At 59.6% G+C, this 18805-nt stretch carries 18 protein-coding genes and 1 tRNA gene; 13 read left to right on the top strand and 6 right to left on the bottom strand.

From position 1 onward, the window contains the following. The first annotated feature begins 48 nt into the window (after positions 1 to 48). The 3 genes from EU803_RS07540 to EU803_RS07550 are packed head-to-tail and all read left to right on the top strand — an operon-like array spanning position 49 to position 2565. The gene (locus tag EU803_RS07540; protein WP_129681331.1) at positions 49 to 1173 is read left to right on the top strand and encodes a cobalamin-independent methionine synthase II family protein; all 1125 of its coding nucleotides are present in this window, start codon (positions 49 to 51) and stop codon (positions 1171 to 1173) included. 29 nt (positions 1174 to 1202) lie between these two features. Beyond that, entirely contained in the window at positions 1203 to 1907 is a 705-nt protein-coding gene (locus EU803_RS07545; protein ID WP_347400083.1) for an alpha/beta hydrolase, read from the top strand. Continuing rightward, the gene (locus EU803_RS07550) at positions 1870 to 2565 is read left to right on the top strand and encodes an RraA family protein (protein ID WP_129681334.1); all 696 of its coding nucleotides are present in this window, start codon (positions 1870 to 1872) and stop codon (positions 2563 to 2565) included. Before EU803_RS07545 ends, EU803_RS07550 begins: the two co-directional genes overlap by 38 nt. A 2-nt stretch (positions 2566 to 2567) precedes the next feature. Here the strand turns inward: EU803_RS07550 and hisD are convergent, their stop codons facing one another. Continuing rightward, a complete protein-coding gene (hisD, locus tag EU803_RS07555; RefSeq protein WP_129681336.1) occupies positions 2568 to 3854 on the bottom strand; it encodes a histidinol dehydrogenase in 1287 nt (428 codons plus the stop codon). A 447-nt stretch (positions 3855 to 4301) separates the two neighbouring features. On the opposite strand from hisD, the gene EU803_RS07560 reads away from it, so the two are divergent. Next, entirely contained in the window at positions 4302 to 5771 is a 1470-nt protein-coding gene (locus EU803_RS07560; RefSeq protein ID WP_129681338.1) for an MDR family MFS transporter, read from the top strand. Between the two features lie 173 nt (positions 5772 to 5944). Here the strand turns inward: EU803_RS07560 and EU803_RS18565 are convergent, their stop codons facing one another. After that, positions 5945 to 6718, bottom strand: coding sequence for a hypothetical protein (locus EU803_RS18565; RefSeq protein ID WP_165352797.1), 774 nt, complete (start codon positions 6716 to 6718; stop codon positions 5945 to 5947). Positions 6719 to 7624: 906 nt separating this feature from the next. On the opposite strand from EU803_RS18565, the gene EU803_RS07570 reads away from it, so the two are divergent. The 8 genes from EU803_RS07570 (at position 7625) to EU803_RS07605 (ending at position 13138) form a co-directional block, all read left to right on the top strand. Then, a complete protein-coding gene (locus EU803_RS07570; RefSeq protein ID WP_242494307.1) occupies positions 7625 to 8836 on the top strand; it encodes an integrase arm-type DNA-binding domain-containing protein in 1212 nt (403 codons plus the stop codon). Continuing rightward, a complete protein-coding gene (locus EU803_RS07575) occupies positions 8833 to 9687 on the top strand; it encodes a hypothetical protein (protein ID WP_129681342.1) in 855 nt (284 codons plus the stop codon). Before EU803_RS07570 ends, EU803_RS07575 begins: the two co-directional genes overlap by 4 nt. Before the next feature lie 83 nt (positions 9688 to 9770). Beyond that, entirely contained in the window at positions 9771 to 9947 is a 177-nt protein-coding gene (locus tag EU803_RS07580) for an AlpA family transcriptional regulator (RefSeq protein ID WP_129681344.1), read from the top strand. 101 nt (positions 9948 to 10048) lie between these two features. Continuing rightward, on the top strand, positions 10049 to 10357 hold the full coding sequence (locus EU803_RS07585) for a hypothetical protein (RefSeq protein WP_129681346.1): 309 nt from the start codon (positions 10049 to 10051) through the stop codon (positions 10355 to 10357). Next, the gene (locus tag EU803_RS07590) at positions 10354 to 10620 is read left to right on the top strand and encodes a hypothetical protein (RefSeq protein ID WP_129681347.1); all 267 of its coding nucleotides are present in this window, start codon (positions 10354 to 10356) and stop codon (positions 10618 to 10620) included. The genes EU803_RS07585 and EU803_RS07590 overlap by 4 nt, the downstream gene beginning before the upstream one ends. Before the next feature lie 129 nt (positions 10621 to 10749). Then, a complete protein-coding gene (locus EU803_RS07595; protein ID WP_129681349.1) occupies positions 10750 to 11316 on the top strand; it encodes a helix-turn-helix domain-containing protein in 567 nt (188 codons plus the stop codon). Further along, positions 11316 to 11720, top strand: coding sequence for a hypothetical protein (locus EU803_RS07600; protein ID WP_129681351.1), 405 nt, complete (start codon positions 11316 to 11318; stop codon positions 11718 to 11720). The genes EU803_RS07595 and EU803_RS07600 overlap by 1 nt, the downstream gene beginning before the upstream one ends. Positions 11721 to 12490: 770 nt before the next feature. Next, positions 12491 to 13138: a hypothetical protein gene (locus EU803_RS07605; protein WP_129681353.1), complete on the top strand. Its 648-nt coding sequence runs from the start codon at positions 12491 to 12493 to the stop codon at positions 13136 to 13138. Between the two features lie 104 nt (positions 13139 to 13242). Here EU803_RS07605 and EU803_RS07610 read toward each other — a convergent pair whose 3' ends face one another. Continuing rightward, complete coding sequence (locus tag EU803_RS07610) at positions 13243 to 14490, bottom strand: hypothetical protein (RefSeq protein ID WP_242494308.1); 1248 nt, start codon at positions 14488 to 14490, stop codon at positions 13243 to 13245. Between the two features lie 322 nt (positions 14491 to 14812). Next, positions 14813 to 14902: transfer RNA gene (locus EU803_RS07615), tRNA-Ser, on the bottom strand. A 124-nt stretch (positions 14903 to 15026) separates the two neighbouring features. Between EU803_RS07615 and EU803_RS07620 the strand changes: the two genes are divergently transcribed. Continuing rightward, positions 15027 to 16166: an AI-2E family transporter gene (locus tag EU803_RS07620; RefSeq protein WP_129681357.1), complete on the top strand. Its 1140-nt coding sequence runs from the start codon at positions 15027 to 15029 to the stop codon at positions 16164 to 16166. On the opposite strand, the gene EU803_RS07625 is transcribed toward EU803_RS07620, so the two are convergent. After that, the gene (locus tag EU803_RS07625) at positions 16163 to 16867 is read right to left on the bottom strand and encodes a response regulator transcription factor (protein WP_129681358.1); all 705 of its coding nucleotides are present in this window, start codon (positions 16865 to 16867) and stop codon (positions 16163 to 16165) included. The genes EU803_RS07620 and EU803_RS07625 overlap by 4 nt on opposite strands. Then, on the bottom strand, positions 16864 to 18801 hold the full coding sequence (locus tag EU803_RS07630; RefSeq protein WP_129681360.1) for a PAS-domain containing protein: 1938 nt from the start codon (positions 18799 to 18801) through the stop codon (positions 16864 to 16866). The genes EU803_RS07625 and EU803_RS07630 overlap by 4 nt, the downstream gene beginning before the upstream one ends. Positions 18802 to 18805: the final 4 nt, after the last annotated feature.

The raw sequence follows: 18805 nt of genomic DNA on the forward strand, positions 1-18805 counted from the left end.
GCGGCGGCCGGGGTGTCCGGCCGCCGCACCCCAATAACGGAGGTTCCCATGGCAAAGATCAAGACGACCCATGTCGGGTCGCTTCCCCGGACGCAGAAGGTGGTGGATTTCATCTTTGCCCGGGAACGCAACGAAGACTACGACCCGGCCGCCTTTGATGCCGCCATGACCGAGGCGGTTTCTGCAACGGTCGGCCGTCAGGCCGAGGCCGGGGTCGGGATCGTGTCGGATGGTGAAACTTCGAAGATTTCCTATGCGACCTATGTCAAGGATCGCTACACTGGCTTTGACGGCGACAGCCCGCGCAATGCCCCCGCCGACCTGAAGCTGTTTCCCGGCTTTTTGCAGCGCATCGCCAACGAGGGCGGCACCCCGCAATACGCGCGCCCCATGTGCGTCGGCGAGGTGAAGACGAAAGGTCAGGGGGAGTTGCAGAAGGATATCGCCAACCTCAAGGCGGCGATGGCCGAACACGGGGTGGAACGCGGGTTCATGAACGCGGCCAGCCCCGGTGTCATTTCCCTTTTCCTGCAAAACGCCCATTACCCCACGCGCGAGGCCTATCTGGCCGCGCTCGCCGACGCGATGAAGGAAGAATACGAGACCATCGTCGCGGCGGGTCTGGACCTGCAACTGGACTGTCCCGACCTTGCCCTGTCGCGGCACATGCTGTTCACCGACCTGAGCGACGAAGAGTTCCTGAAGGTCGCGGCAAGCCATGTAGAGGCGCTGAACCACGCGCTGGCGGATGTGCCCGAGGATCGGGTGCGCATCCATATCTGCTGGGGCAATTACGAAGGGCCGCACGTTTGCGACATTCCCATGGCCAAGATGTTCGACACGCTGATTTCGGCCAAGGCCCGCTATGTTCTGTTCGAAACCTCGAACCCGCGCCATGGCCACGAATGGACCGTGTTCCGCGACCGCAAGGCGGATATTCCGGACACCAAGGTGCTTGTACCCGGCGTGGTGGACACGACGACAAACTTCGTCGAACACCCGGAACTGGTGGCGCAGCGGCTTGAACGCTTTGTCGATATCGTTGGCCATGACCGGGTGATCGCCGGCAGCGACTGCGGCTTTGGCACCTTCGCGGGCTATGGCACGGTCGATCCCGATATCGCCTATGCCAAGCTTGGGGCGCTTGCCGAAGGGGCCGCGTTGGTCAAGTGACCCTGCCGCTGATCCTGTTGCCCGGCATGATGTGCGATGCCCGCCTGTTCGGGCCGCAGATCAATGCCCTGTCGCCCGACCGGCCGGTCGGCGTTGTCGATATGATCGGCGCGGACACGGTGTCGGGGCTGGCGTCGCGGGTGCTGGACCAGGCGCCGCCGCGCTTTGCCCTTGCCGGGCTGTCCATGGGTGGGATCGTCGCGATGGAGGTGGTGCGGCAGGCCGCGCAGCGGGTCGTGGGGCTTGCCCTGATGGACACCAACCCGCTGGCCGAGGCCGATACCGTCAGGGCCCGGCGAGGCCCCCAGATGGCGCGGGCCTGTTCCGGGCGGCTGTTCGATGTCATGCGGGACGAGATGAAGCCCAATTACCTTGCCCGCGGGCCAGAGCGGCAGAACGTGTTGGACCTCTGCATGGAGATGGCGATGGACCTCGGGCCAGAGGTGTTCTGCGCCCAGTCGATCGCCCTGCGTGACCGCCCCGACCAGACCGAGGTGCTGCGCCGTTACACCGGCCCGTCGCTCGTCCTCTGTGGCCGCGAAGACGGGCTGTGCCCGCTGTCCCGCCACGAATTGATGCACGGCCTATTGCCCCGGTCCTCCCTTGTGGTGATCGACGGGGCGGGCCACCTGCCCTGCCTTGAAAAACCCGCCGAGACGACGCGCGCACTGCGCGACTGGCTGAAGGAGAGTGACCATGAATACCGAACTTCTGACCCTGCTGAGATCGGTTGACACGCCGACCGTCTGCAACGCGATCGAGGTGGTTGAAGGCAAGCGCGGGTTCGACCGGTTCACGCGGGGAACGGTCCTGTGCAGCGACCCGGCGGCGGGCGCGATCGTCGGCTATGCCCGGACCGCCAAGATCGCGGCCCTTGCCCCCCCGACCGAGGCGCCGGACGTGATCCGCGCCCGCCGGATGGCATATTACCGGCATATGTCGGAAGGCCCGCGCCCCGCCATCGCGGTTGTCGAAGACCTTGATGGGGCCGATGCCATCGGCGCCTTTTGGGGAGAGATCAACACCACGGTCCACAAGGGGCTTGGCCTGTCCGGGGCGCTGACCAATGGGGTGATGCGCGATCTGGGTGACCTGCCCGATGGCTTTCCGGTGATCGCCGGGTCCGTCGGCCCCTCGCATGGCTTCGTCCACGTGCGCGAAGTCGGCACACCCGTGACGGTCTTCGGACTTGAAATCGCGGATGGAGATCTCGTCCATGCAGACCGGCACGGGGCCGTGGTGATCCCCACCGACTATATCGCCGAAATGGAGCAGGCCGTCCGCAAGCTTCTGGACACCGAACGGCTGATCCTGGAACCTGCACGCGCCGAAGGCTTCGACTTCACCGCCTTCGAAGCCGCCTGGGCGGCGTTCGAGGCAGCTCGGACCTGACCCTATCCGGCCTGCAGCCGGTCCAGCCGAAGTTGCGCAGCGCGGCGGTGGCCGTCCAACCCCTCGCTGGCACTTTGCCGCACGGCGGGTGGTCCGACAGAAAACACGCCCTCGGGCTCCATCCATTGATGCGTTGCGACCTTGACATAGGCCCCGACCCAAAGCCCGCCGGTATAGCGCCCCGCCGCCATCGTCGGCAGCGTGTGGTTGGTGCCGCAGCACTTGTCGGAATAGACCACGCTGGCCATTTCGCCGATGAACAGCGATCCATAGTGCCGGAGCTTTGCCGCCGTTGCATGTGGGTCGGCTGTGTGAACCTGAAGATGCTCGGCCGCGATATGGTCGGAATAGGCCAGCATCGCAGCTTCGTCACGTGCGACCGCCACCTCGCCGTAGTCCTCCCACGCGACGCGCGCTGTCTCAGCGGTGGCCAGATCGACAAGCTGCCGCTCGACCTCTTCGACAACCCTCTTGGCAAGATCAGCGTCTGTCGTGATCAGCCCGACCCGCGTGCGCACGTCGTGCTCTGCCTGCGCCAAAAGGTCCGTCGCGATCATCTCGGCATCGCCGGCGTGATCCGCCAAAGTATAAATCTCGGACGGGCCAGCCAGCTGGTCGATGCCCACCGGCCCGAAAACCTGCCGCTTCGCCTCGTTCACGAAGGCGTTGCCCGGACCGACGATCTTGTCGACACGCGGTACAGTTTCCGTGCCGAATGCCATGGCCGCGATCGCTTGTGCACCGCCGATACGGAAGATCCGGTCTGCACCTGAAAGGTGGCACCCGGCGATCATGGCCGGATGCGCGTTTGGAGGCAGACAGGCAACAACCTCGCCCACGCCGGCGACCTTGGCAGGCACGATCGTCATGATCGGCGCTGACAAAAGCGGATAGCGTCCGCCGGGCACGTAACACCCGACCCGCTCCAGTGGAATAATCCGGTGACCAAGATGCACGCCCGGCCGGATTTCCACCTCCAGTTCCTGCATCGTGGCACGCTGCGCCTTGGCAAAGTCGCGGACATTTCCGATGGCGAACTCGGTGTCGGCGCGGGTCTGCGGATCAAGTGCGGCAAGCGCCGCTGCGCGATCCGCTTCCGTCACCTCGAATACCGCGAGATCGGATCGGTCAAAGGCACTGGCAAAGCGCCTTACAGCCGCGTCGCCTTCGGCTGCGACCGCTGCGAGCACCTCAGAAACCGTCGCCGAGACATCGTTTGCGTCGGACGCAGCGCTCCGGCGGGGCGCCTTGGTATGAGTGATCCCATCAAATATTTTCGAGTTTGCCATGGTTCTGAACCTGTAGATTGCGAGTCGCATCATAGTAGCGAAAGTCCGCGACTCTGCAAACGTATTCGCGCCACAGTATCACTCTTTATTGCATGATTTATCGTCCTGATGTCAGACTATGCCCATTTGCTGCAAACGTATTCAACTTTGATACGGGAATGCCCTTAGGTCCTGAGCCACATCATCCGTCAGGCCACAACTGACCGCATTCTCAAACTGTCGGACGACACTGCCTTGCCGAAGATACCAGCGGCGCACGCACCGCGGACCATGGGGTGTGACCGCGACCGCGGAGCCACCTTCAAACGAAGGGGTCTGCGGGGGCCCTCTTGTCTCATGCTGTCAGTCAGGTTGTTTGTCTCCGGGCGCGGGCCGCGCCATGTTTCCAGTGCTTGTCCGGCAAAGGGTTCGCTGCTAGTCGGTTGGGAGACACTTCAGGATATTCCAATGACGTCGGAACCCGGTGCCCTGGCACAAAACGATCCACAGGCGCCCGAACATGCCGCGCGCAACCGCATGGTCATCGGCCTTCTGCTGGTTGCGACTTTTGTCGTGATCCTGAACGAAACCATCATGAGCGTGGCGCTACCCCGACTGATGGACGACCTTGGCGCGACGGCGAATGCCGTCCAGTGGCTGACCACGGCCTTTTTGCTGACCATGGCGGTCGTGATCCCGGTGACCGGGTTTCTGATCCAACGCACCAACACGCGACCGCTGTTCATTCTGGCAATGGGGTTGTTCAGTCTGGGCACCCTGGCGGCCGCGCTGTCGCCATCGCTCGCATTTATGATTGCCGCGCGTGTTGTTCAGGCCCTTGGGACGGCGATCATGATGCCGCTTCTGATGACGACCGTCATGACGCTGGTGCCGCATAACCGGCGGGGGCCGGTCATGGGCAATATCTCGATGGTGATTTCGGTGGCACCCGCAATTGGTCCGGCCATTTCAGGTATTGTCCTGAACTACCTGAGCTGGCCTTGGCTGTTCTGGCTGGTCCTGCCGATTGCGTTGACGGCGCTGGGTGTGGGGGCGCGGTTGATGTCCAACGTCACCACGCCGCGATACGCCCCGCTGGACATCCTTTCGGTGCCGATATCCGCGCTGGCGTTCGGTGGGCTTGTCTATGGTCTTTCGAGTTTTGGTGAACTGGGCGGTGAGGATGGCAACACCACCGGCTATGTCGCGGTTGCTGTCGGCGTGCTGGCCATGGCCGTATTCGTCCTGCGACAGATCAGGCTGCAGAAAACCGAAAGGGCGTTGTTGGATTTGCGGACTTTCACATCCAAGAACTTCACCATTTCGCTCGCCATGATGGTCATCATGATGGCGGCACTGTTCGGGACCGTGATCCTGTTGCCCATCTATATGCAGAACGTGCTTGGCTTTGACACGCTGCGTACCGGCGCCCTGCTTTTGCCGGGTGGGTTGGTCATGGGCCTTTTGGCGCCACGGGTTGGCCGGCTGTACGAAACCTATGGCCCGCGGCCACTGATCGTGCCGGGGTCGGCTATCGTTTGCGCCGTTCTTTGGGCGATGACCCTGCTGGGACCAGATACGAATTGGGTGAACATCCTGATCGGGCATATCCTGATCAGTATTGGACTGGCCCTGACATTCACCCCGCTGTTCACCGTCAGCCTGTCATCCGTTCCAGCAGAATTGTATTCGCACGGCAGCGCGACGTTGGGATCGGTTCAACAGGTCGCCGGCGCGGCGGGGGTGGCGCTTTTCATTGCGATCATGTCGGCGATATCGGCGCGGCACACAGCTGAAGGCCTGGATCCGGTGCTGGCCCTGTCCAAAGGCATCACCGCCGCGTTCACGGTCGGGGCGATATTGTCGATCTTCACGATCGTTTCAGCATTCTTCGTGCGTCGCCCGCCGGATTTTGGCGCACCGCAAATGGTCCACTGACCGCGCCCGACCCAACCCGCCCTGAACAAACACATTCGGCACAATGTTTCTCATGGCGTTTCAGCCGGAACTTGGCGCTACGACGCCTCCGAGGTCGGCTTGGTGGCTATGTTTTCGGATAGCTGCGTCAGCGACAAAGCTCCGCTTTCGGTGCCAGTGCACAGGTCGTGCTTCTAACCACCCATGTAGGGTCGGCAACCGCTTAGATCCGGGTGTTCTTGAAGCAACAACGACGGATCAACTGTCTGTCGAAGCATGGGCTGATCGGTAATGTCGATGCACATGACAACATCGAGCATGCGCGCTGCAATCAAGGCAAAACCTGGCCCGTATTCGGCAACAGTACCAGGTCTGTAGCGATAGCCGTTCAAGACTATGTTCGTGGCGTAGGGATAAACGACTATCACATTGCAGGCGTCCAACTCTCCAGCTCGCGGACTCTCTGGCAGGAGGTGACACATATATCCGTGAGAGACGGCACTATCTCTTGGTAGAAAGAGGAGCGATCTATACCCGTCAATATAGGTGTCGTAACCGCTGACTTGCAGAACTGGGTCCAACGTCAGGTCATAGTTGCAGTGATCGCAGTCCCTTGGGGGATCAGGCTGCAGAGCCATTTGATGAGCAAGATACTGATATCCGGTGAAACTCGAGTCCAGAGTGCGACGTATGTCAAAGTCCTGATCCTTGAGGACAGGATCATTATCCAGAAACGCACGCAACCAAACTGATGATCTGACCATAAACCAGACCCGGAAATCTTGGTTCGCCTTTGGCCAATCGTGAAGCCTGCCCATCAGGAATTCACGTTCATTCACATGCATAACGCCGTTTTCAAAGCGGTTCTGAAGATTTTCTTCTTCAAGCAAAAACCGCTCGTAGCTCGATGGCTCGCAGATCGCGCAACTCGGCAAGAGCAATGATGCAATTAGAAGTAGAACTCTCATGCGATTATCGTTTCGATAGACATCGGCCTCATTTAGAAACCGGAATTTCGACAGTTTTGTGGCCAATCAGTACGAAGCGGACATGAATGTCGACATCCTCTTGGTCCGCTTCGTCCCGCTAGTTGGAACAGAAGTGTCTTGTCGCGACCCCGTTGGTTTCCGTCCGATCACACCTCATGGGGGCGTCACGCACCTCAGCAGTTAGCGCTCTTTCGGCTGATCCACGGGGGGCATCCCACCCACTTCGTCCAGCCGCGCACTGCCAAGCTGTCCGATCCGGATGAGTTCCCCGTCTTGGAAAGTCGATGCGAAGTGTATGAGGACGCTCGCGTCCTTCCAGTCTCAGATTGTAGCATCCTCCGCATCCTCGAAGGGCCTAGGACCCTGAACCAACGCTTCACCGTCAGACTGGCGCTCACTCTTATTCTTCAGCCGATTGGACCCCAAAACGCCGCTTGGGTTTTCGCTGCGATCCTGAGCACTGCGCCGACTGCGTGTTCGATCTCCGTTGGTATGGATATCGTGGGGAACGCGAGTTTGGGTTTTGGTGCGGATCGAAGTCAAGTCATTGAAACCGCGTAAAAAAGGCCGAACCGCAATCGGCGAGGTTCGCCCAAACTGAGACCGAGGGCCATTCTGACTCCGGCTTCTGAGCCCACCTTTGGCTGGGCGGCGCGTCTATAAAGTTCGGTCGATTCTCGCAAACCCCTTTGAGAACACGGAAAAATCCCTGCCCATCAGGGCGGTGTCACTGGATCGCAATGGGTGTAATGGCGGACAGTGAGACCGCCATACCGTGTTCCAACGAGGTCCCAATAGACTATATTTTGCAGGCCTTTTTGCACGTCCTTGTTCTTGAATGTTCCAGTCCCGTCCCCCATATTCCTATCAAGAATGGAGGACGTAATGGCAGACGCGGTCAAATCAGGGAAACACCCCCACAACGCCCTAAGTGCAATCTTTGTGCGGTCGGTCAAGGAACCGGGCAAATACAATGACGGCAACGGGCTGTTTCTCAAGGTCGATGCAACCGGGGCCAAGCGTTGGGTTCAGCGGATCGTCATTCGCGGCAAGCGGACGGAAATGGGGCTTGGGTCTGCCGATCTGGTCGGCCTTGCCGAAGCCCGCGAAACCGCCCGCCAGAACCGCAAGCTGGCCCGGTCCGGGGGCGACCCGTTGCAGGCCAAGCGGGAAGCCGAAGCAATCCTGACCTTTGAGGAAGCCGCCCGCGAAGTGCATCGCCTTCACCTGCCCTCTTGGAAGAACAAGAAACACGCGGCGCAATTCATCAGCACGCTTGAGACCTATGCCTTCCCCCGTATCGGTCGGCTCAAGGTTTCGGACGTGACGACAGCCGACGTGCTGGCCGTTCTGCAACCAATTTGGCTTGAGAAAGCGGAAACCGCCCGCCGCGTTCGCCAGCGGATCGGGACCGTCATGAAATGGGCCGTGGCGAAGGGCTGGCGTCAGGACAATCCGGCCCAGAACATCGGACAGGCGTTGCCGAAGCATGACCGCACCCCGACCCACCGGAAATCTCTTCCCTACACCCAAGTTGCGGACTTCCTTGCGGCGCTGCACGAGTCGCAAGCTGGCGAGACCACAAAGCTGGCCTTGGAATTTCTCATTCTGACCGCCGCGCGGTCCGGCGAAGTGCGGCAAGCCGTGTGGTCCGAAATCGACCTTGAGGTTGGGGAATGGAAAATCCCGGCCAAGCGCATGAAGGCGAAGCGGGAACACCGGGTTCCCCTGTCCGGGCGGGCGGTCGAACTGTTGCAGGCAGCAAAGGCGCTTTCGGATGGGTCCGATCTGGTCTTTCCCGGCACCCGCTACGGCAAGCCACTGTCGGACATGACCCTTTCGAAGCTGACAAAGGCGCTGGGCTTTGATGTGGACGTGCACGGGTTCCGCACATCCTTCAAGACTTGGGCACAAGAGCGGACGAATACCCCCCGCGAAGTGTCAGAGGCAGCATTGGCTCACACGATCCAGAACAAGGCCGAAGCGGCCTATGCGCGGTCTGACTTGTTTGAAAAGCGGCGGCGGTTGATGGAAGGATGGGGCGCGTTCACCCGGCCTTCCAGCGCAGCAACCGGCGTCCTAGTGAGGCTGGCATGACTGATCGACCAGCAAAAATGAACATACTTGGAGCCTACGCCTCGGAAGACTTCGAAGCTGTTTCCGGAATCGTTAGGGAACAGAATTTGAAGCCACGCCCCAGCCGGAACATTGCAAAATTTCTCGATGAAACACCTAACCCCGGCTTCCTTCTCTCTAGGCAATATCAAGTAGCGGACCAAATTATCGCCGCAGCTCTGGAATGGGAAAAAGGGTCCCCGGCTCAACGACGGGAAGAATGGCTTGGTGATGAAGAGATTCGCAGTGAAGCGATGCGAATCGCTAGTCAATCTTGGACCGTGTCTACAAGCAAACTCAAGACTTCCAAGAAGGCTCTTACGAAGTTCCGCGCTTCAATCACCTCCATCGAACTGTCTCTTGAGGACTTGGACGAATATGCACGGTTGTTGGACTACCCTGAAATCGAAAGCCACGATAACCCTAGCTACCCACGCACCCTTGAAGGCCGGATTATCAATCAAGTCGGGCCAATGACCGCACTTTCATCGGCACTTGAAATACTTAAAATGCGGACAGCTGCGCGTCTGGCGGGAATTGATGGGCAGCTTGCCTCCCGAAACACGGGAAGAGGGGCACCAAGGCTCGAAGGCAAGGTTTCCATTTCTGAAAAACTCGGTTGGTTCTACTACGAGCTTAGTCGCGAAGTCCCAACCATATCCTATGAATCTCAAGATCGGATTCCGAGCTATTATGGCCGGTTTGCTCCGGTTCTCGCGGATGTCTTCAAGATTCTTGGTTGGTCCGACCTAACAGACCACTACATCAGGATTGCGAAAGAACACGTCGAAAGCAGACTCGAGGCTCAAGGCCAAATTCACTCGCGCGACTAATTACCCCAGATATACCGACGTTGAGCACCCTGTGGTTCTTCCGTCAACTTCCTTCCAGCAACAACAAGAGCTGGAACATTCCAATGACAGACAAACTTCGACGCCGACCTTGGGTGGAGGAAGCCACCGGCTTAAGCCGGTCTTCGATCTACGCCGCGATGAAGGACGGAACCTTTCCCAAGCCAGTGCAGATTGGCAAACGCGCCGTAGCATGGTCCGAAGCGGATATTGCCGAGTGGATTGCAAGCCTAGGCCGATAAGAAAAACCCGCACCTTCAATTGAGGGCACGGGCCTTCGGTAGTCTTTGCACCTAATCCCTACCGTGCCTGCCCTCTCATGACAACATGATAGGAGAACCCAATGAAACCCGATTTTCGGGCGCGGCGGAGCTATGCCGTCACCAACCCCGGCCAAGAGCCGTTCAACATCACCCTTCGGGGCCGCAACCTCTGGACCATGCAACAGCTTATCAAGGCCGGTCGCATTGGATGCACCCCAATTGATAACCCTGCCCCCCGGTGGAGTGGATACGTCCACAACCTTCGGGAACTCGGGGTCGCAATCGAGACCTTGACCGAAAAACACCTTGGCCCGTTTGAGGGCTGGCATGGGCGCTATGTGCTCTTGTCCAAGGTGGAACCAATCAACGGTTCGGAGGGGGCGGTATGACTGCCCCCTTATTCCACCGGGAAACCGATGACCGCTATCATGGCGAGATTGCCCGTCATGGCCGGTTTCGCGTTGTCGCCTGCAAGGATGGTCTGCAATGGATTGTCCAGCGCCGAAAGGCGGGGGCTGGGGGCCGATGGGTCGCGCTGGGCTACTTCCGCACCCGTGACGCGCTCTTGCGCCTCTGGACCGCCCTAGATTGCCCCGTTGGCCCCGATCTGGCCCACCTTCCCCGCACCTTCGGAGGGTCGGCACATGGCTAGAGCACCTGACCGACTGCCAATCCTGGCACCTGAACAGTCTCAACAAGTGCGGCACCTTGTTCGTGCATTCGGCCTTCCCCCGCATCACGCCAAGCTAATCGCGGAACTTCACTTTGGGGGGCGAAAGGCATGAGCCGAAAGAAACCATACCAGCACAAGAAAAAGGGCGGGCAACCGTTCGTCCAACTTCATCTGTGGTTCATCCAGTCGGAGGCATGGCGGTCCCTGACACCGACCGCCCGCGCCCTCTATGTCGAACTCAAGGCCAGATACAACGGCGGCAACAACGGCAATGTTCGATTGAGCCACCGGGAAGCCGCCGAAGCCCTGAACCTCCACCGCAACACCGTCGGGGGATACTTCACGGAACTGCATGAAAAGGGGTTCATTGACATGATGGAGGGGCCGCACCTTGGCCCTTCCGGGGTCGGGCAAACGGCCAAATGGCTTCTGACCGAATACCCCGGCGCGGATATGAAGCCCGCCCGAAAGACGTTCATGAAGGCAGGCCAAACGCAGAAGCCCCGCACAAAATCAGTGCAGGCCCGTCACAAGAAACAGGACGGTTCAGAGGCTATCCCCACTCGAAAGGCAGGAGCCGTCACAAATTCTGTGACGCCGAAAGCCGAAAATCCGCCCGCCCCCCGCACAGAAAACAGGACAATTATACATCTAGCCACCGGGAGGGGAAATTGATGTGTGACCTTCCGTCTTGGTTCTTCGCGTTGCCCGATTGGGTGCGGGCGTTCATGTTCTCAGACTTCTGCGGCGGCAACCCTGACCTTGCATCATGGCTGACCAGTCTTTTCGCTCACATCGGCGTTTGGGCGGTCGTTGGACTGTTCCCCCGGCGACTGGCGTTGGCGGCTTTTGCGGCATGGATCGGCAAGGAAGTATTCGCGGACATTCCGATTGGCGACTGGTCCCTTGTGGTCATGGCTGACAGTCTGGTTGACCTTGCGGCGGGCTGGTTCGGATGGAAGTTGCCTTGCCGACGATTGCCGCCGTCGGCCCAGTTATCGCAAAAAGGCTATGCGCAAGCCTTGCCTGTCCTGCAAAGTGGCAACGACTCTACCGGCCCTAGGAAGGACGAGACATGACCCTCTTTTCACAGGTTCTTCTTTGGGCCGTCGGTTTTGCGGTAGCGTTCTGGGCCGCTAGGAGGCGGCATCGCTACGTCTTGATGCTTGGCATTGCTATTTGCATCTATGCGATTGTTGGGTTCACCCTTACCGCAATCCGCGATTACTAGCGTTCCGTGAAGCGCCTCCAGAGACAGACAGGCCGGGAAATGGAAGGCTCGAAGCTGCAAGAATTACGTCAGTCCCAAAAAATGACCCGCACGACGCTTGCGGACCTTTGCGGCCTTTCACCCTACACGGTTCGATATTGGGAACGGAAAGCGAGCGTCAACACAAGGGGCCATGCCCCGCGCCTTATGCTGGCCGCGCTGGGCCGTGCTGACCTCATTGCACCTTTCATCCGTCGGGAACGGCAAAGGGGTATTTGCGGACACCTACGCGCGGGCGCGTCATGGGGTTCACGCGGAATCCACCCGTGTTGGGTGCCAAAATTACCCCGAAACCTTCGCCCGAAGTGCGGGGCAAAAACCCGGAGTGGCCAGCCCTGCCAAGCCCGAGCCGTGCCGGGACGTAGGCGTTGCCGGATGCATGGGGGTCTTTAGCCAGCATTCACAAAAGCGAAGGCCAATACTGACGCCAATTTGATCGAAACCGTATTTCTTTCCATCAACTTGGATCAACCCTCTTTAGACAACAAAGAGAACAGAGCTTGGTCCTCCGACGATTGACAACATGGGCCATTCAGGCAGACTTCCATGAACTTGAAATCTTGCTAGAGGTCGCAGTCTATGCTGGTCAATCACGCAATATCTGTGTCTTGCCTCCTCGGCTCGGCGCTTTGGGCGCTATCGGCTGATGCCGAAGAAATTCGGTATCCCACCTACATGCCCGCCAATTCGGTCTTGGGGCTGGCGCAGAATATCGAGCTAGTTGTAGATGACCAAGTTTCAGATAATTGTTGGACCAACTCATCCTCCATTCGATCCTCCATTTTCTTGTTAATGGAGCAGAATGACATGAGAGTTCTAGATTATGAGCCTGCTTTCAACAATTGGCTAACTCCTAGAGTTGTCCTTGCCGCACTTGGCGGCAGATCGAACAATGGCCAATGCTATGTTTCGGGCAGGTTCCTAGTTTATTTCCATTCATCCACAACACTTGGCGGAGCCAATGGCGGCCAAGAATTTAGTTTTCCAACCATTGCAACAGTATTTGAAACTGATGCGGTCTTCCTCAACAGCGGGAACGCCAACGACCAGCTAGGCGACTTTCTTAACGGCGCTGCTTCTGAGTATCTTGCGAGGGTCATATCAAGCAGACGCTCAGAGCAATTTGAAGCCTACTTGGAAGCTTATCCCCCACACAATGACTTGCCAATTTCAACCGCTGATTGGCAAGAGTACTTGGATAGCCTGACTGGATCCGACAACAACTAGCTAAATTTGGGGCGCAAAAGTCGCCTTGGCACCAGCTAGCTGGATGCGGCCGAATCCACGTCCAATTGATTAGCCTGCATCGCAGAACTCTTTGTGTTCAGTTGTTAGGTGTCGAACTCTTCCGCATCTTCGGCCAATGCGTCAGTTGTAACGTCCGTCCTTGTGCTCCGATCCGCCTGCACTTTCGGAGCCTTCTTTTGCCATGCTGAAAGGTCGGAGCCGACTTCCCGGTAGAACTCGGGAACAAGGCGCTCCAACTCGCCTATGAAGTTGGTCTGTTGAGTGAACTTCGCGCCAAGCCGGTCTGTAAGGAAGATGTGGAAGCCATGCGGGGCCAAGTGCTCTTTGCCCTCATTGGCGCATTCAACATCGGCCCTAAGCTCCGAGACCGTGAATTGGGTATCTTCGCTTTTCCCCGGCCACATCAGGCGGACAATCAGAGCTTCACCATCTTCCCGCTTGATCTGTCTGAGTAACCAATTGAGCCTTGCCTTGGTCGACTTCTTGTCTTCGGGGGCGCGAAGGGACATGCCAACGTCAATGCTGCGACGCCGTAGATCGGCAATAACCTCAATCGCCGCCGCTGCATCCGGGATGGCAATTGTTGCCCGCAACTGGCCTTCATCTTTCAGGATAGCCAACTCATCCTTCATTCGTTTGGCCGGGTCGTGCTGATGACTACGGGGCAATTTCTGGTCAACTGTCGCCCCTGTCATCCGACTGAGAATGAGCGTCAAGTCTCGGGTCTCTTGGTGCCACGCTTCCAAGACCGGTTGAACAAGGGGCGATTTTGCCGGAATGACGCCACCCGAAGAAACGAGTTTGTTCAGCTCGCTCCATTCTTTCGGCATCCTGTCGAAGCCCTTAACCCCTGCGCTTTCATGAGACAGGAAGCGCCGAAGTTCATTGAGCAAGACCAACTGGTCCGTATCCGCGACTTCTTCCCCGGAAACCAATAGATCGGCGGTCGTCAGAATATGCATCCAAGACCAATGAAAGACCGGAATCTTGGAACGGCTCTTGCGGACATGTTCAAGCGGATGGGTGCTAGGGGTCGTGGCAAACTGGTTCGATATGGTCACCACACAGTCGCAAGAGTTTTCCTTTGCCAGTTGCCGGTAACGTTCGATCTGGTCAGGGTCCAAGTCAGAGTTTCCAACCTTGGCTTCAACCAATGCCCGCCATTGGCGACTTCCAACCGTCACGACAATCAATCCATCGGGGCGGTCCTTCGGGTTGGCGGGCGACTTGGTGAATACGACTTCCGTGAAGGTCTCGACCTTCGCCCTCTTGCCTAACTTCTGCCCTGTCGACGATAGCAGAGCCGCGCCAAACTCTTCGACCTTGGACATGCAGGCCAAGACTATTGAGGTGGTCCTGCCCTCTTTGGATGTGGTGGAAAGGACAGGGAAGAGGCGAGCCGGTTCACCCTGCTTCAGATACTCAGGCAATCGTTCTGCGGTCAAAACTACGTTCCTTGGAATAATCAATGCCCAAATGGAACGCCTGAACCAACTTGTAGTCAATCTGACTCTTACACGCCTAGCGCGATTTTCGGGGCATTTCCTACATAAAGGAAAGCCCAATCATTTCCGACTTGGCGGTCGGAATGGGGGATGGGACCGAATTTAAAACCGGTAACATGCCGTAAATCAACGAGAATTTGTGATTATGTGGCGGACAGTGAGGGATTCGAACCCTCGAGACGGTTCCCCGCCTACACACTTTCCAGGCGTGCGCCTTCGACCACTCGGCCAACTGTCCGTGGGCGGGGGTTTATCCGCAACCTGCGTCCCTTTGCAAGGGGGCCTGCGGCGAAATTGTTGCCGTTGTATCCCGGCCCTGAAACGCACATAGTGCACTGCGCTTATCAATTGCCCGGACGACCATGACCCCGCCGCAGGACCACACAACCCAGAACCAGATCCAACGTACCTACTACAGCCGGATTCAGACCGGGGCGCTTTTGATCATCGCCTTTGCTGTGGTGCTGTTTCTGCTGGTTCAGGCGCGGTTCTTGCTGATCTCATTGGCTACCGCGATCATCCTTTTCTCGCTGACCTCGGACGTGATCAATTTCATCGCGCGGCTTCGGGTCGGACCGATCCGCATTCCGAACTGGGTGGCTTCGCTGGCCGCACTTGCCTTGATTTCGACTGCGCTGCTGCTGTTGTCGTCGATCCTTCTGGCACAGTTGAACACCGTATTGATGACCACGCTGTCCTACGCGGAACGGGCGCCATCGGCCATTGCCTCGCTGTTTCGCTGGATGGGCGAGGACGTGGAGACCGCTGTTTTGAACTCGCTTCGATCGGTCGAGGTGTCGGGCTATGTCCGGACCGTCGCCGGACAGGCAGGCAACCTGATGCAGGGGACGGTTCTGGTGATCCTTTTCGTGGGGTTCCTGTTTGCCGAGCGCATCTGGTTTTCGACGAAGCTTACGAATTTTGTAGGCGATGGGGTGCAGGCCGAACGGGTGGGCAAGATCATCGCCTCGATCATCCACCGGGTGAACTATTACCTGCTCGTCAAATCCGCCGTCAGCGTGATTACCGGGATCATGGTCTTTGCGGTCGCCACGGCCTTTGACCTCGAACTTGCCGTCGCCATCGGCATCCTGACCTTCGTGCTGAACTACATCCCCAACGTCGGGTCGATCGTGGCCACGGGCATGGTGGCCCTTGTGGCCTTCGTCCAGACCTCGGATCCGACGATTACCGCTGCGATCTTCGTGATCTGCGGGTTGATCCAGTTCATCAACGGCAATGTGATCGACCCGTGGATGATGGGCCGCGCACTGCGTCTGTCGTCCTTCGGGATCATCATCAGCCTTGCCTTCTGGGGCGCGGTCTGGGGCATTCCGGGGATGTTCCTGTCGGTGCCGATCATGGTGATGCTGCTGGTCGTCTGCAGCCACGTGCCGGCCCTGCGCCCGGTGGCGATCCTTCTATCGCGCGAAGGTCTGCCCGAACCCGAGGCAGAGCTGAACCGTGTTGCCGAGGAAATGGAACAGCGCCGCGCGTCCTAGGTCCAGTTGACCTCGCCCAGGAAGATATATCCGGCGCCGTAGATCGTCTTGATCAGGGCCGGGTTGCGCGGGTCTTCTTTCAATTTCGCGCGCAGGCGGGAGATCCGCACATCCATTGCCCGGTCGAAACTTTCCCCGGCGGTGCCGCCCAAGGTCTCTTGCATGTTCGCCCGTGAAATCAGCCGCTTTGGCGCATCAAGGAACATCCGCAGCACGGCCCCTTCGGCGTGGCTGAAGGGGGTTTCGGCGCCGGTCTCGTCGATCAGGGCGTAGCGGTCGAAATCGGCGGTCCAGCCGTTGAACCGCGCCACGCTCCCTGCCCCGCCGGCCTCTGCCGCGCCCTTGCGCAGCCGCGCCCGGACCCGGGCCACGACCTCGGCCGGGTCGAAGGGTTTGATGATGTAGTCGTCGGCACCCAATTCCAGCCCGGTGACCCTGTCCTGCACCTGCGCCCGGCCCGAGATGATGATGACCGACGCCCCCTGTTCCAGCGCCAGCCGGTGCACAAGGCTCAGCCCGTCCTTGTCCGGCAGACCAAGGTCCACAAGACAGACATCGGGGGCGGCGGTTTTCAGCGCCGCTTCAAACTCGGTCGCGCGGCCAAAGGCCAGCGTGCGGAATCCCGCATCCGTCAGCGCATCGGTCAGCATCAGCCGAATGGCCGGTTCGTCGTCTAGGATGGTGACAAGCGGGGCGGTCATTGGGCGGCTCCGGCCGGGTGCGGGGTGAAGACTGCGGCAATGTCCTCTGCCCCGACCGGTTTGGCAAGGACCGGGGCCAATGCGGCGGCAGCCTGTCGCAGCGGGTCCGACGGGGGCAGTGATGTCATGAAGACAACCGGCGGGCGGGCGGGGCCAAGCCGATTGAACAGGTCCACGCCCGTCTGCCCCCCTTCCAGCGACAGGTCCGATAGGATCAGTCCGATCCCATCGACACCTTCGGCGATGGCCAGCGCCTCGTCGACCGATGCGGCCTCGGCCACGGCCTGCCCGGCCCCGGTCAGGGATTGGCGAATGGTTTCGCGCAGGTCCGGGCTGTCTTCGACCAAAAGGATCAGTCCCGCCGCCTGTGGCAGGTCGCGGGCCAGCCGCAGCGGCAGGCGGATCACCACCCGCCCGCCGGTCAGCCCGTTGCCCAGATGGACCTCTCCGCCCGCCAGTTTCACCGTGTCATAGACCATCGACAGGCCCAGCCCCGACCCTTCCCCGCCCTTGGTGGTAAAGAACGGGTCAAGCGCGTGATCCAACGCCTCGTCACTGAACCCGGGCCCGGTGTCCGAGACTGAGAACTCGAGCCAGGTATCCTGCACCCGTCGCGCGGTGATGCCGATCCGCCCCTGTGTCGCGGGCCCGATGGCGTCGCGCGCGTTCAACACAAGGTTCAACAGGGCGTCCTGCACCGTTCCGGGGTCGATCATCCACGGCCCTGGACCGGCCTCGTTACGGATGTCGATGCCAATGCCGTCCGGCAGGGACGGACTGGCCAGCGTTTCCATATCGCGCAGGAAGAGGTCCAGATCGGTGGCCTGAAGTTTCAACTGCCGCCGCCCCGTCATATCCGCGATCCGGTGCAGCAGCGTCCCCCCGCGCCGGGCCGCCGACAGGGTGGCCGACACCAGCGCCCCGGCCTCCTCGGGCAAGTCCATCTTCTGCAGTTTGCCCTGCATCCCAAGGATGATCGTCAGAAGATTGGAAAAATCATGGGCAAGGCCCGATGTCAGTTGTGCCGCCAATTCCCGTTTCCGGGTCTGCTGAAGCGCGACGCGGGCCTGCGTTTCCTCGGTCACGTCCATCGACAGGATATAGACCCCGTCGATCCCGCCATCGCTGTCCGTGTCCGGGGTGAAGGCCACCCTGATCCGGCGCGAGCTTAGCGCGTCGGTAAACTCGAACACGTTCGGGTTGCCCGCAAAGGCCGCGGACAGGTGCGGTTCGATCCGGGTATAGGCCTGCGCCCCAAGGGTTTCCGCGATATGCCGCCCAAGAATGTCCGAGGGCCGGCCCGGCATCACCGACGACAGGCGACGGTTGGAATAGGTATAACGGCGGTCCAGATCCACATGGGCGATATGGGCCGGCATCATTTCCGTGGTCAGGCGGGTCCGGGCCTCGATCTCGGTCAATTCGCGCTTGGCCTCTTCCAACTGCGCGATGGTGCTTTCCAGCGCCCGGTTAGTCGACGACAGTTCGGCGGCATAGCTGGACAGCTGGTCCGACAGCTCCTCGGACCTTGCCTGCAACAGCGCCTCGTGCCGCCGGGTGTTGGTGATATCGGTATAGACGGTCACCCAGCCGCCCTGTTGCAACGGTGCGCCTTCGACGCTGATCACCCGGCCATTGGCGCGGGTCCGTTCCATGTAATGCGGCTCGAACGCCCGGGCGAGGTTGACGCGGTCGGCGACAAAGTCGTCGATATCCCCGATCTCGCCATACTCGCCCCGCTCCGCCAGATAACGGATCACCTCGGCAAAGCTGACCCCATCGCGGGCGAACCGGTCCGGCAGGTCGAACATCTCCAGCATCCGGCGGTTGGCCACCACCAGCCGCAGGTCGCTGTCGAATATGGAAATGGCCTGCTGAATCAGGTTCAGCCCGGACATCATCAGCGCCGATCTGTCTGGCTTGGCTCGCGGCATGGCG

This window comes from Loktanella sp. IMCC34160, assembly GCF_004145845.1.
Lineage (GTDB): Bacteria > Pseudomonadota > Alphaproteobacteria > Rhodobacterales > Rhodobacteraceae > SELP01.

Excerpts from the sequence above, each read along its gene's own strand:
- EU803_RS07550 (WP_129681334.1), top strand. The coding sequence starts at position 1,870 with ATGAATACCGAACTTCTGACCCTGCTGAGATCGGTTGACACGCCGACC.
- EU803_RS07580 (WP_129681344.1), top strand. The coding sequence starts at position 9,771 with ATGACAGACAAACTTCGACGCCGACCTTGGGTGGAGGAAGCCACCGGC.
- EU803_RS07605 (WP_129681353.1), top strand. The coding sequence starts at position 12,491 with ATGCTGGTCAATCACGCAATATCTGTGTCTTGCCTCCTCGGCTCGGCG.
- EU803_RS07590 (WP_129681347.1), top strand. The coding sequence starts at position 10,354 with ATGACTGCCCCCTTATTCCACCGGGAAACCGATGACCGCTATCATGGC.
- EU803_RS07560 (WP_129681338.1), top strand. The coding sequence starts at position 4,302 with ATGACGTCGGAACCCGGTGCCCTGGCACAAAACGATCCACAGGCGCCC.
- EU803_RS07630 (WP_129681360.1), bottom strand. The coding sequence starts at position 18,801 with ATGCCGCGAGCCAAGCCAGACAGATCGGCGCTGATGATGTCCGGGCTG.
- EU803_RS07610 (WP_242494308.1), bottom strand. The coding sequence starts at position 14,490 with ATGTCCAAGGTCGAAGAGTTTGGCGCGGCTCTGCTATCGTCGACAGGG.
- EU803_RS07575 (WP_129681342.1), top strand. The coding sequence starts at position 8,833 with ATGACTGATCGACCAGCAAAAATGAACATACTTGGAGCCTACGCCTCG.
- EU803_RS07625 (WP_129681358.1), bottom strand. The coding sequence starts at position 16,867 with ATGACCGCCCCGCTTGTCACCATCCTAGACGACGAACCGGCCATTCGG.
- EU803_RS07595 (WP_129681349.1), top strand. The coding sequence starts at position 10,750 with ATGAGCCGAAAGAAACCATACCAGCACAAGAAAAAGGGCGGGCAACCG.
- EU803_RS07540 (WP_129681331.1), top strand. The coding sequence starts at position 49 with ATGGCAAAGATCAAGACGACCCATGTCGGGTCGCTTCCCCGGACGCAG.
- EU803_RS07620 (WP_129681357.1), top strand. The coding sequence starts at position 15,027 with ATGACCCCGCCGCAGGACCACACAACCCAGAACCAGATCCAACGTACC.
- EU803_RS07585 (WP_129681346.1), top strand. The coding sequence starts at position 10,049 with ATGAAACCCGATTTTCGGGCGCGGCGGAGCTATGCCGTCACCAACCCC.
- EU803_RS07570 (WP_242494307.1), top strand. The coding sequence starts at position 7,625 with ATGGCAGACGCGGTCAAATCAGGGAAACACCCCCACAACGCCCTAAGT.
- EU803_RS18565 (WP_165352797.1), bottom strand. The coding sequence starts at position 6,718 with ATGAGAGTTCTACTTCTAATTGCATCATTGCTCTTGCCGAGTTGCGCG.
- hisD (WP_129681336.1), bottom strand. The coding sequence starts at position 3,854 with ATGGCAAACTCGAAAATATTTGATGGGATCACTCATACCAAGGCGCCC.
- EU803_RS07545 (WP_347400083.1), top strand. The coding sequence starts at position 1,203 with ATGTGCGATGCCCGCCTGTTCGGGCCGCAGATCAATGCCCTGTCGCCC.
- EU803_RS07600 (WP_129681351.1), top strand. The coding sequence starts at position 11,316 with ATGTGTGACCTTCCGTCTTGGTTCTTCGCGTTGCCCGATTGGGTGCGG.